Origin of the sequence: Archangium sp. Cb G35, assembly GCF_001896145.1 — a bacterium.
In the GTDB taxonomy this organism is placed as follows: domain Bacteria; phylum Myxococcota; class Myxococcia; order Myxococcales; family Myxococcaceae; genus Archangium; species Archangium violaceum.
In genome coordinates, this window is sequence record NZ_MPOI01000019.1 from 43,870 (window position 1) to 56,087 (window position 12,218).

Consider the following 12,218-nt stretch of genomic DNA (forward strand, 5'->3'; position numbering starts at 1 on the left):
GCGCATCAGTCCAAAACAAACTCGGGACGCTTCGCCCGTAGGAGGGTTTCCTTCAAGCGCTCCCAGTCTCCGCTCGCCTCTGGCAGCAGGTCGCGCAGCAGGGTTTGGAGCAGGGCGGGCTCGGCGCCCATGGACATCAGCGCCTTGGCCGCGAGCAGCCGTTGCATCTCGTCTCCCGCCGCCGCGAGCGAGCGAAGCACCGGCTCCGCCTCGGCCGGGAGCGAGCCGAGCAGCTCGAGTGCTTCCAGGACGGTGAGCCTCTCGTACGTCTCCGCGGTTTGCAGCATGTGCAGCAGCGTGGGGAGGACGGGACGCAGCTTTCGCTCCGCCAGGCCCAGCGCCAGACAGACGCGCGTGGACCTGGGGATTCGCGGATCCTCCGCGGCCCGCAGCAGCTTCGTGCCCAGGGGGCCCGTCAGAGCCCCACGCTTGGGGAGCACCGAGGCCGCGGTGTTCCTGACGGTTTCGTTGGCGTCCGTCAGTGCCTCCAGCAGTTGTTCCGCCACCTCGGGGACGGTGGGGAGGAGGTCGCCGAGTGCCTGGATCGCCTCCTCGCGAGGATACGGTGACGGGTCCGCGCGCAGCACCTCGTACAGCACCGGGAGTGCATCCGGGCGCATGCCCAGCTCGCGCAGGTGTGAGATCGCCAGATACCGCTGATGGAAGCCATCCTGTCCGCGCATCGCTTCGAGCAGCACGGCCCACAGGCCCGGCACCTCACCCTCTCCCCGCAACAGCTCGGCGGCGCGGTAGCGCACCTCGGCCTCGGGGCTGCTGTCGAGCAATGCCCAGCCCTCCTCCGGCATCGCCGCGCGGATGCCGGGAGAGAGGTCCTTGGCGACCACCTGAAGCAGCTTCCGGATGACGGACGTCCGCTCGTCGTCCGAGGGACCTTGCATCATCCGCTCCACGAGGACCCGCACGGCCACACCATCCTCGCGCACGCTCTCCACGCGCTGGCGGAGCACCTGCTTCACGTCTGGAACGAGCTTCATGAGCGGCGGGCGCGGAACTCGAGGATGGCCTCGACGGCGCGGCGGTAGCCACCGGAGGCGCGGACCTCCTGCTGCATCGTCCGCACCTTCTCCCGGAGAGCCGGCTCGCTGGAGACCCGTTCTACCGACTGACGGAGCTGCTCTGCCGTGACGGTCTCCTTCTCCAGCGCCAGCCCCAGTTCCAGCTCGGCGACCCGTTGGGCATTCAGGGGCTGCTCCGCCATCTGCGGAATCACCACCACCGGCACGCCGTAATGGAACGCCTCCATCAGGCTGTTGGCGCCACCGTGGGTGACGAAGACCGACGTGCGCTCCAAGACTTCCAACTGTGGGACCGAGGGGCGCACGAGGAAGTTGTCCGGGATGGGCCCCAACTGCGCGGCGTTCACCGCGTGCCCCGTGGCGAGCACCACGCGCCAGTGCGTCCCGCCGAAGGCCGCGAAACACATCCGGTAGAAGTCCGGCCAGTTGTTGAAGACCGTTCCCAGCGAGATGTAGAGCGCCGGGCCTCCTTCGAGATGCGAGAAGGGGAAGTCCCCGGTGTCTCCGCGTGGCTGGATGGAGGGGCCCACGAAAACGAAGCGCTCGTCGAAGGTGTCGCCCTGGGGCTGGAAGGCGCGCGGCACGCAGACCAGGTTCAGCGGCTCCGCGTGGTTCAGCATGCGCGGAATGTCGAGGGGCGGCAGGCCGTACTCCTGCATCAGCGCCGCCAGCTCCTTGCCCGCCTGCTCGAACACCCCCGGGAACAGTGCCGCCCGGTTGCGCATGAAGGCCGCGAAGGGGCCCGACGGGCTGCCGTTGTTGGCCACGGTGGGACGGAACGAGATGGCGGGAATCCCCAGGAGCTGGGCGGCCATCCGCCCCCAGAGGCACATGGGATCATAGACCGCGTAGTCGGGACGCTCGGCGCGCACGGTTTCCAGGATCTGGGGGAGCACGTGGCGGCTCTCGCCCGCCATGCGGGCCGGGAGGAGTCCCACCCCTCCCGGTCTCTCCAGCGTGCTGTCGTAGCCGTGGAACCGCGCTCCCGCCCGCTCGACCTGGGGCTGGAACGCCTCGGTGAGGTAGTACGAGATCTCCTCGCCTCGATTCACCAGCTCCCGCACCACGGGCAGCGTTGCGTTGACGTGCCCGTGCATCGGGACGTTGAAGAAGACACCTCTGGCCATGCGCGACCTCCGTGCCTGAGAGCGGCCTGCTTCCTATACACCCTCCCGGACACGAGCGCCTGTCCATCAGCTCTCCAGGTCGCGGCAGGCCATCGCGAACGTGGGGCACTGCTGGGTGAGGATGCAGCACGCTTCCGGGGCGGTGACTGGCAGCCTCACACTCTCCCCGCCAATAACGGCATCCAGGTCAGCGTCCTCGAGTTCCGTGAGCGGTCTGCCCGAAGGATTCTCCGGAAGGGTGGCTCGTTGTTCGCGTGGCAGGCTCGCGCGGTACTCCGGGTTCTTCCATGCGCGGACGATCATGGCGTTGTTCATGGTGTTCTCCTGAGGGCCTCGAGGGAAACAAGGGCACGCCCGGAGAGAGTCACCCGGAGGGAGATGTGACACTCACCCGCCCCCTGCGCGGGGCTGCTGGTTTCCTTTGACTCGGAGTGAGGTGCGGGTGAAACTCGGAGTATGATATATTACAAGAAGATCCACGATCCGACGCGTGCCCTCGAGTACATCGAAAAGAAGCTCGAATCCGTCTCGGAGGCACTGGGAGTGGACGAGCGTCGAGACATCGCGGCGGATATCGTTGCACGGTCCACGACGGAAAGTCCCCCTCCGTCCCTGGCCACGAGTGAGCAACACCCTCGTCATTCCGCGCGGCAGCGGAACTACCTCGTCCGGAGGGCCGATATCGATGGTCCGCTGCTGGGTGACGAGCGTCTCGTGGAAGAGGATTTCGCGAGCTTCCTGCGGGAAGACTTCCTCGACATTCCAGCCGGGACCGTCGTGTTGCGGCGACGGACGACCCACGCCGAGTTCTACTATTTCTTGTTGTGCGTCCATGTGAAGGACGGCCAGATAAACCGTCGCCGCATGCGAGGCGGGCCCGACGTGGATACCGTGGTGGCGGACGACGAAGCGTCTGTCGCGCTTCCCTCGTCTGGGTCCAAGGCACCGGCTGCCATCGTGCCAAGGGAACTCGACGTGAAGCAGTCCTCCGACATATTGGGTGACATCGCCCTCGAGCTGGCGAAAGCCCTGGTTGGAGGCATCGGCAAGTCAATCGGGACGAAGGTATTCAATCTCATCTTCGGGAAGATGGCGAGCGTCCCGGCGTGGTTCGGGGAGGTCTACGAGAAGTTCGTGGAGGCCGTTCATGAGGCGCTCAATGAGCAGTGGAAGAAGGCCATTGAGGTCGAGATACGGACCGTCGCCGACCTGGTGAATCTCTACAACACCACGGGGAACAAGGTGCAACTCCAGGAGGCGGAGACGCTCTCCGTGCGGCTGGTGAACAACATGGAGGTCTACGGCGCCTCGCTCGTGGCCAACTATCTGACGGGCGCCGGGCTCCAGTTGCTCGTATTTCAGCAGCAAGCACTCATTGCCCCCGAGCCGGGCGGGTACGAGAAAGCGATCAAGGATCGCGCGAAAAGATTCTCGGAATGGGCGCTGAAGAGTCGAGAGACGGTGATCGCCGATCGGCTGTCGAAAATCACGGCCGTTGCTGCGGAGAAGGTGGGGACCACCCAGGGTTGGGGTTTCGAGGATCGCGCGACCGGCCAGAAGTGGTGGTACCCCGATATTCCCGGGGCGGGAAAGAGCGGCAAACCGAACGCTGATCGGGCGCACGCCAGCCACCGTGCGAATGTCGATGCCGCGATGATCGAAACGATGAAACCCGTGCTCGGTGTCACCGCGGAATGGCGAAAGCTGATTGACCAGCCATTGCCCCCTCATGACGCCTGAGGCCCTCATGGCCGCTCAGCTCAGCTCGCGCAGGTTCTTCTCCGCGATCTTCGTCAGTGCGGCCACGCGCTTGTAGAGCCAGAGCCCGAACGGAACGATGCGCTCGGGCTTCACCCGCTTCGGCAGTTCCTGGAGGTTGTCGCTGAAGGGGATGACGGCGTACTCGCCGGTGGGGGAGCTCACGCGCTGATCGAAGGCCCAGGACCTGTCCTGGTGCCAGCCCCCGTGGAACACGAAGAGGTTCTCGAGCTCCTCGTTGCCCGTGGCTTCTACCTGCTCGTCCAGGGAGTAGTCGCTGTTGCTATCGATTTCCAGGCAGCTCCAGCCGCCTCCCGTCACATTTCCGCAGTAGAACATCTCGAGCCCCTCGTCGGCCGCGCCGTCGAGGATCCATGTGATGGAGCCATACTCGTTCGCGAAGTAGTCCCAGCTGGACTCGTTCTTCTTCGGCTTGCGGGGCTTCGCCTTCGCCCAGCGTCCGACGCGCGCCTTGTGCATGCGCAGGAAGAAGGCGGTATGCGACTCGACCGAGGCGACGCGCGCGCGGCCGGTCTTCGGGTCGAGGCACTCGGTGACGAAGTGCGCTGTCGGGATTCGCTCGTGCAGATCCTTGAGCATCGCGATGGCCGCATCCACGGCCTCGTAGGCATCCCTCGGCTTCGCGACAGGGGCCTTCTTCGGTGGAAGCTTCCGCGTGGGAGCCCCCTTCGCGGGCCTGGGCTCGGGGTTGGGGTGCTCGGAGGTGACGAGCTCGAGGCGGTACAGCCTGAACCCGGCCTTCTCCCGGGCGCGGATGCGCTTCTCCGCGAGCGCGATGGCGGCCTCGCGGCTCGGGGCGGGAGACTTCTCGTGCACCTCCTCCGTGAGGACGTTGCCATGCACCTCCACCGACCAGCCGGCGGTGTCGCCCTTGACATACTCGCGCCGTGTCGCGAGCGTCTTCGTCGCGTTCCAGGGGAAGCCATCCCGGAAGCCAAGCGTCCGGTAGCGCGCGAGCAGCGGCTCGACCTCCGAGGGCGCGATGCACGTCGAGATGAAGTGGCCGTTCAACACGCCCCGGCGGACCACGGCCTGGTCCCCCCGGAGCTCCACGTCCACGAAGAGGGTGTCGCGCTGCTTGTAGAGCGTGAAGCGCTCCGTGACGGGAGCCGTGATGGAGTCCGCCTTCTTCTCGTGCTTGTGGAGGACGCCGTCACTCCACACCCGGAGCTGGAAGGACTCGGCGAAGAACCAGACCTCGTTCTTCGTGTCGAGCCACGGGTCGGAGTAGGAGATGCGGTCACCGCCATTGAGCTTCTCGAGTCGCTTCCAGTCGGGCATGAAGACGACTCGTACACCACTTGACGCGGGTTGTCGGCGAGGACGAAGGGGCGGAGGTGATGCCCGTTGAGGCCGAGCCGGGTCCATGCGGCATATGGGGGGAGGGTGGCGCAAACAGCCCGCCATCGAGGGAGGGAGCACAAAAAGAATCGCGCTCGGCCCGGTGGCTTCTTATCTAGTGCGCCGCGTTTTTCATCCGGCACTTGGAGACCCCCATGACGATTCGTACCCGCTTCTTGAACACCCTTGCCGTCGCGGCCCTCACGGCCACCACCGGCGGAGGGCTCATGCTTCCCGCCGCACAGGCCGCCGCGCCGCAGGTCAAAACCCAGGCCCCGGGTTTCTACCGCATGATGTTGGGCGACTTCGAAATCACGGCACTGTTCGATGGGACCGTCCCCCTTCCAGTGGACAAGCTCATGACCAACACCCGGCCCGGTCAGGTCGAGAAGCTGCTGGCCGCCGCGTACGTCAGCCAGCCCGTCGAGACCTCGATCAATGCCTTTCTGATCAACACCGGCTCCCGGCTGGTGCTGGTGGATACAGGCGCCGGTTCCCTGTTCGGCCCGACTGTTGGCAATCAATTGCTCACCAACCTGCGGGCGGCGGGCTACCAGCCGGAGCAGGTCGACATGGTACTCATCACCCACATCCACGGCGACCACGCGGGCGGGCTGATGGCGGGTGACAAGCGGGCCTTCCCCAATGCCGTGGTGCGTGTGGACAAACACGATGCCGACTACTGGCTCAGCCCCACCAACCTGGAGAAGGCTCCGGACGACAAGAAGGCGCCTTTCCAGGGAGCGATGGCTTCACTCAACCCGTATGTTGAAGCGGGCAAGCTGCAGACTTTCGATGGGGATACCGAGCTGGAGCCCGGAATCCGAGCCATCGCGGCCCGGGGCCATACTCCCGGCCACAGCTTCTACGCCGTGGAGAGCAAGGGGCAGAAGCTCGTGCTGTGGGGTGACATGATGCACGTCGCCGCGGTGCAGTTCCCCGAGCCGTCGGTGACCATCCAGTTCGACACCGACTCCAAGGCGGCGGCGGCTCAACGAAAGAAGGCCTACGCCGAGGCCGCGAAGCAGGGCTACTGGGTGGGCGTCGCCCACGTCCCGTTCCCGGGCATCGGCCATGTGCGCGCCGACGGCAAGGGCTACGACTGGGTCCCCGTCAACTACAGCCTGGGCCGGTGATTGAGCGAGGTCAGACCTCCCAGTAGCGCAGGGCGTACTCGAAGATGACCCTGGCGAGCGCCTCCTCGAGGGAATGGGTGTCGGCTCGCAGCAGCTCCCCCGCCAGCCGAGCCCCTGACACGAGGACCGAGTAGGGCCCGCTGTCACCCGGCGCGGTCCGCTCGCCATCCCACTTCACCAGCACGACGGCACCTTCCTGACGCATGCGCTCGAGCAGCGGCAGGACGGGGTCGACGCCTGACCAGTCCTCCGGGATGGGCTCCAGGCCGAGCTTCGGGAAGAGGGTGGTGATCACCCGCCGGTAGGCCTGGGCCCTGGCGTCCCGTTTGTTCCCCTCTGTCTGTTGGATGAAGTCCGCGTACATCTCCAGGTCGTCATGGAGCCGCTGGGTCGCCTTGGCCATCGGGGCCCATACGGGGTGCCCGGCGGTCACGTGCTTTGCTTCGCCCAAGGGCAGACCGAAGACCTCGTGGATCGCCTTGATGCTGTGGACGATGGGCAGTCCCGCGTCATGGAGGAAGACGATCGACTCGTCCAGCGAGAGGCCGGCCCGTGCCCTCTCACGCAGGGCCGCCACAGTGGTCGCATAATTCATGTTCCGAGCATAGCAGCCCAGGTTTATTGGACGTGATGCCCGCCATATCCGATCGCTTCGACCAGGGTTGAGCAGGCTCGAAGTCGCTCGACGGATTCGAAGAACGACCGCTCGGCAAGCCATACCTCTTCAGCCGGGAAGGCCTTGGCGAGAGCCTCGTTATGAAGATCACCCACGCATGTCAGGGCCTCATGTTTGGGTCGCGAGACGTCATCGAGGAGCGTTCTGTCTGCGGCCCACGACTGAATGCGCAGCACATGCGCCTCGGAATCGTGGCGTTCCTGGCAGTGCGCGAGAATTTCCTTCGTTGACTGGTAGAGCCAGGACTCGATGCTGTAGCAGGGGGACAGAATGAGAAGACGCTTCAGCGCAAGCTCAATCTGTTCGGCCGTCAGCGTGGGCCGTGGGCGCTGAGAGCCGAACCGCGGAGCCGGAACCTCACCGCGCAGGATGCGACGCACGCGCTCTCGGATGATCGTCTCGAACTTCTGGCGGTTCTCGCTGTTGTGACGCTCGGCCCACACGCGGTCGGTATCGAAGTGGAAGACAACGAATCCCGCCGGCTCCACCAGCCGGGTTGCGATCAATTCGAGAAGACGAATCGTCTCGATGGTCGGCGGTTGCTGCTCCTTCCATTGATTGGCACGAACAGCGAGGAGCGCGCGTTCGTTCTCGGGCAGTGGCTCGAGCCGGATACGCTCCGGATTCAGGTCGACGCTCTCGACGAGGAGTTTGAGGGCCTCCTTCAAGAGCTTCTGGATTGTTGGCTGGGCCTGTTTACCAGAGTCTTCTGTCAGGACGAGGATGCGGGCACGGACTTCCATGACGTGTCACCAGAGCCCCTTGGTGAGCAATATGTCCGAGACGCGCTGGATTCCCGTCTGGTACGCCGAGAAGAATGAATCGGCTTCTTCCTCAGTGGGATTGCGCCAGATGAGTTGTGAACCTGATTCACCACTGGTTCGCTCGCAGAGGATGAAGGTGCGACGAACTTCCTCAGCGCTGTCGAATCGCAAGAAGTCGAGCAACAATGGGTTCTGGCTCGTCAGAAAAGCTTGCCGATCACCAATTTCGTTCAGACATGCGGAAATCCACTCGTGATGAAGGCCGTTCACGAGTTCGTCTGCGACGATCATGTCCTGCGATGCGTCTGCGTGGGCAAAGAAGGAGAGCAATCGCTTTTGACCATAGCTGAGCAGGTCATGAGATACTTCCTCGCCAGGTCGTTTGAAGAAGAACCGGAGATTGCTCAAGCGTACAATTTGTTGACTTGGTTCTGGGCTGAGGCGTTCGACATCGAATCGAGCGGTTGCTGATTCGTAGCCAAGTACGCGCGCGGCACGCTCTAGAAACTCCAGTGAGAACGTCGCTGATGTGCCCTCTGGCATTGAGTCCGAAAGAATGAAGTACATCGAGCGCGGAACGTCCTCGATGTTCCACGTCGAACTTTTGCTGGAGTCCTCTCTCTTTACCTCTAGATCAAGCAGCGCGTTAAGTCGCTCAAGACTTTCGTCCATGCGGCCTGCGCTTCTGAGTCGCGATGAAATGATGTCTTTCACCAAATCATTGGCCGTGGCGGCCTGTTCTGTGCTCAGCAGGCCAAAATACAAGGATGTGAAAGGATCTCTCCGGCGCATGAGCCGCAGATCTACACGGCTTTGCTGGCCTGCTCTTTCCAGCGTGACTTCGTTTGAGAGCACTCTGGCTTTCTCGACGATCGAGCCATTCTTCTCAAAAACGAACGCGTCGGTTTGTTGGAGGTTGGAGAGCCCTGCTTGCATTGGCCGACCAGGCTCGGTGGGGAGCACCGGCTCATCCACTCGCGTTCTCGTGATCGTGTGCTCGAAGTCGAGCGACGTGCCTGAAACGCGATAGCTCACCTCAAGCACATCGTCTCTGAGCACCTCGTCTTGGCTTCCAACAGCCGTTGACAGCAAGCGAAGCAGGGTCGTCTTCCCTGCCGCGTTCTTGCCGAGGAGCACGTTGAGACCAGGACGGAACTCGAGTGTGGTCGGAGCAACGTTCCGAAACTTCTTGATCGAGAGCTTCGTCAGCTTGTTCATCGTCCAGTCCTGCACCAGAGCGCCACGAGGAACGGCGCGGCTTCAGGACCGGAACACACGCATCCAGACGGGTCAAGGATGCTGACGTCAGAAGGTCACGAGCCACATAGGAGTGAGTCCGCGGCCATGTTGTGGCGGAAACAGCATCTGAGCGCGCTGGCACGCTCTCGCCCGGAGTCTGGGGCGGCGGGCTCCATGCCCACCGCCCTGGTCCGTGGCCGTGACTACGCCGTGGCGGCGCGCACCACCCGGAACAGCTCGCCCGAGTCGATGAGCTCGCAGACGGCCTCGATGTCGCGGTGGATCTCCCGATCCTTCTCCATCGTGGGCACGCGGCTGCGCACCAGCTCGTGCGCCGCGCGGGGGCCCCGGCCCGCCTTCACCGGCAGCCGGAAGTCCAGCGCCTGGCTCGCCACCAGGATCTCAATGGCCAGACACGTGCGCGTGAAGTCCGCCACCTGCCGGCCCTTCAGCGCCGCCGTCATGCCCATCGACACGTGGTCCTCGCGGCCCGCCGAGGACGGAATCGAGTCCACCGAGGCCGGGTGGCACAGCACGCGCGACTCGGCCACCAGCGCCGCGCTCGTCACCTGGGCGATCATGAAGCCCGAGTTCAACCCCGAGTTCTTCGCCAGGAACGCCGGCAGGTTGGACAGCGCCGGGTTCACCAGCTGCTCCACGCGCCGCTCGCTGATGGAGGACAGCTGCGTCAGCGCCATCGCCGCCACGTCCATGGCCAGCGAGATGGGCTGCCCGTGGAAGTTGCCGCCCGAGACGATCCGGTTGCCCTCCACGAAGACGAGCGGGTTGTCCGTGGCGCTGTTCACCTCGACCTCGAGGATGCGCCGCGCGAAGGCGAGCCCCTCGCGGGCCGCGCCGTGCACCTGCGGCATGCAGCGCAGCGAGTACGGGTCCTGCACCTTGCTGCAGTTGATGTGCGTCTCCACCAGATCACTGCCCACCAGCAGCGTCCGCAGGTGCGCCGCGCACGCCTTCTGACCCTCGTGCGGACGCACGTCCTGGATCTCCGGGATGAAGGGCTTGTGGCTGCCCAGCAGGCCCTCCAGCGTCATGGAGCCCGCGATGTCCGCCAACGTGGCGAGCGACTCGGCGCGCAGCTGGAGCAGGGTGCCCACGGCGCACATGGCCTGCGTGCCGTTGACGAGCGCCAGGCCCTCCTTGGCCTCCAGCACCACCGGCTTCAGCCCGGCGCGCTCCAGCGCCTGACGGGCCGGCATCCGCTGGCCCTGATAGAAGGCCTCGCCCTCGCCGATGAAGACGAGCGCCAGGTGCGCCAGCGGCGCCAGGTCTCCCGAGGCGCCCACGCTGCCGCGCTCGGGCACCACCGGCACTACGTCCTTGTTCAGCATGTCCAGCGCCAGCTGCAGCGTCTCCAGGCGGATGCCCGAGAAGCCCTTGGCCAGCACGTTGCACCGCAGCAGCAGCAGGGCGCGCGCCTCGGGCAGCGGCATGGGGGTGCCCACGCCGGCCGCGTGCGAGAGGATCAGGTTGCGCTGCAGCTCGCGCAGGTCCTTCTTGTCGATGCGCACCTCGGCCAGGGTGCCAAAGCCGGTGTTGATGCCGTAGGCGGGGGTGTCCCCGGCGGCCACCCGGTCCACCAGATCGCGCGAGGCCTTGACGCAGGCCTCGGACTCGGGCGTCAGCTGGACGATCGCCTCGTTGCGGGCAACCTGCAGGATGTCCTCCAGCCGGAGGGTGTCACCATCGATGAGAAGGCGGGGGCGGTACATGTCGGGAGCTCCAGGCTACGGGTGCGGCGGTACGGCCAAGAGCGCACCCCTATACCCCAACAGGTGGCGGTGTGCAGCCCGTCCGCTCAGGGAGCTTTTGACAGCCGGGGGCCACCTCACTAGCTTGACGCGCCGTTCCAGGAGGAACCAGCCAACGTGGCCTTGATCGTCCAGAAGTACGGCGGAACCTCGGTCGGCGATACCGATCGGATGAAGAACGTGGCGCGCCGCTGCATCGCGGCCCAGAAAGCGGGCAACGACGTGGTCGTCGTCGTCTCCGCGATGTCCGGAGAGACCAACCGTCTGTTGAAACTCGTCGCGCAGATCACCGACCGGCCGAGCGAGCGTGAGCAGGATGTGGTGGTGGCCACCGGCGAGCAGGTGTCCATCGGCCTCGTGGCCCTGGCCATCCAGGCGCAGGGCGGCCTGGCCACCAGCTTCCTCGGCTACCAGGTGCAGATCGTCACCGACAGCATCTTCTCCAAGGCGCGCATCAAACGCATCGACGCCGAGAAGATCGTCGAGGCGCTCAAACAGAAGCACATCGTGGTGGTGGCCGGCTTCCAGGGCCAGGACGAGCAGGGCAACGTCACCACCCTGGGACGCGGCGGCTCGGACACCACGGCGGTGGCGCTCGCCGCGGCGCTCAAGGCCGACGCCTGTGAGATCTACACGGACGTGGACGGCGTCTACACGACCGACCCCAACGTGTGCCCCGCGGCGCGCAAGCTGGATCGCATCTCCTACGAGGAGATGCTCGACCTGGCGAGCGTGGGCGCCAAGGTGCTGCAGATCCGCTCGGTCGAGTTCGCGATGAAGTACAAGGTGCCGCTCTGGGTGAAGTCCTCCTTCACGGACGACCCGGGAACTTTGGTGTGTGAGGAGGACAAGTCGATGGAGAACGTGGTTGTCAGCGGCATCGCCTACGACAAGAACGAGGCGAAGCTCGCCATCAGCGGCGTGCCGGACGTGCCGGGCGTGGCCGCGCGGATCTTCGGGGCGCTCGACTCGCAGAACATCGTGGTGGACCTGATCGTCCAGACGGCCTCCCGGGAGGGCAAGACGGACCTGTCCTTCACGGTGGGCAAGACGGACCTGGTCAAGGCGAAGGAAGTCGTCGAGCGGGTGGCCCGCGAGGTCAATGCCGGCAGCGTGGAGACGGACGGCGACGTGGCCAAGGTCTCCATCGTGGGCGTGGGCATGCGCAACCACTCGGGCGTGGCGGCCAAGATGTTCCAGATCCTCGCGGCCGAGGGCATCAACATCCAGCTCATCTCCACCTCGGAGATCAAGGTGTCCTGCCTCATCCAATCGAAGTACACGGAGCTGGCCGTCCGGGCGCTGCACACGGCGTTCGGGCTGGACAAGACTCCCGCGGCGAGCTGAGCG

11 protein-coding genes are annotated in these 12,218 nt (G+C 65.1%); 3 read left to right on the forward strand and 8 right to left on the reverse strand.

All coding sequences use genetic code 11. From position 1 onward, the window contains the following. Window positions 1-5: 5 nt before the first annotated feature. The 3 genes from BO221_RS44870 to BO221_RS44880 form a co-directional block, all read right to left on the reverse strand. The gene (locus BO221_RS44870) at window positions 6-995 is read right to left on the reverse strand and encodes a HEAT repeat domain-containing protein (RefSeq protein WP_073567084.1); all 990 of its coding nucleotides are present in this window, start codon (window positions 993-995) and stop codon (window positions 6-8) included. After that, the gene (locus BO221_RS44875) at window positions 992-2,164 is read right to left on the reverse strand and encodes a macrolide family glycosyltransferase (RefSeq protein WP_073567085.1); all 1,173 of its coding nucleotides are present in this window, start codon (window positions 2,162-2,164) and stop codon (window positions 992-994) included. The genes BO221_RS44870 and BO221_RS44875 overlap by 4 nt, the downstream gene beginning before the upstream one ends. A gap of 66 nt (window positions 2,165-2,230) precedes the next feature. Then, window positions 2,231-2,479 (reverse strand): mersacidin/lichenicidin family type 2 lantibiotic, encoded by a 249-nt coding sequence (locus tag BO221_RS44880; RefSeq protein WP_073567086.1) that lies wholly within the window; start codon window positions 2,477-2,479, stop codon window positions 2,231-2,233. A 141-nt stretch (window positions 2,480-2,620) separates the two neighbouring features. Here BO221_RS44880 and BO221_RS44885 point away from each other — a divergent pair, with 141 nt between their 5' ends. After that, on the forward strand, window positions 2,621-3,904 hold the full coding sequence (locus tag BO221_RS44885) for a hypothetical protein (RefSeq protein ID WP_073567087.1): 1,284 nt from the start codon (window positions 2,621-2,623) through the stop codon (window positions 3,902-3,904). Window positions 3,905-3,919: 15 nt separating this feature from the next. On the opposite strand, the gene BO221_RS56785 is transcribed toward BO221_RS44885, so the two are convergent. Beyond that, window positions 3,920-5,224, reverse strand: coding sequence for a hypothetical protein (locus BO221_RS56785; protein ID WP_233166548.1), 1,305 nt, complete (start codon window positions 5,222-5,224; stop codon window positions 3,920-3,922). Window positions 5,225-5,439: 215 nt separating this feature from the next. Here BO221_RS56785 and BO221_RS44895 point away from each other — a divergent pair, with 215 nt between their 5' ends. Beyond that, window positions 5,440-6,420, forward strand: coding sequence for an MBL fold metallo-hydrolase (locus BO221_RS44895; protein ID WP_073567088.1), 981 nt, complete (start codon window positions 5,440-5,442; stop codon window positions 6,418-6,420). A 10-nt stretch (window positions 6,421-6,430) separates the two neighbouring features. Here the strand turns inward: BO221_RS44895 and BO221_RS53185 are convergent, their stop codons facing one another. The 4 genes from BO221_RS53185 to hutH form a co-directional block, all read right to left on the reverse strand. Next, on the reverse strand, window positions 6,431-7,015 hold the full coding sequence (locus BO221_RS53185; RefSeq protein WP_083682439.1) for a hypothetical protein: 585 nt from the start codon (window positions 7,013-7,015) through the stop codon (window positions 6,431-6,433). 23 nt (window positions 7,016-7,038) lie between these two features. Further along, window positions 7,039-7,839, reverse strand: coding sequence for a hypothetical protein (locus BO221_RS44905; RefSeq protein WP_073567089.1), 801 nt, complete (start codon window positions 7,837-7,839; stop codon window positions 7,039-7,041). A gap of 6 nt (window positions 7,840-7,845) precedes the next feature. Next, complete coding sequence (locus BO221_RS44910) at window positions 7,846-9,078, reverse strand: AAA family ATPase (RefSeq protein WP_143196052.1); 1,233 nt, start codon at window positions 9,076-9,078, stop codon at window positions 7,846-7,848. Window positions 9,079-9,302: 224 nt separating this feature from the next. Next, window positions 9,303-10,829, reverse strand: coding sequence for a histidine ammonia-lyase (gene hutH, locus BO221_RS44915; RefSeq protein WP_073567091.1), 1,527 nt, complete (start codon window positions 10,827-10,829; stop codon window positions 9,303-9,305). A gap of 156 nt (window positions 10,830-10,985) precedes the next feature. Between hutH and BO221_RS44920 the strand changes: the two genes are divergently transcribed. Next, complete coding sequence (locus tag BO221_RS44920) at window positions 10,986-12,215, forward strand: aspartate kinase (protein ID WP_073567092.1); 1,230 nt, start codon at window positions 10,986-10,988, stop codon at window positions 12,213-12,215. Window positions 12,216-12,218 lie beyond the last annotated feature (3 nt).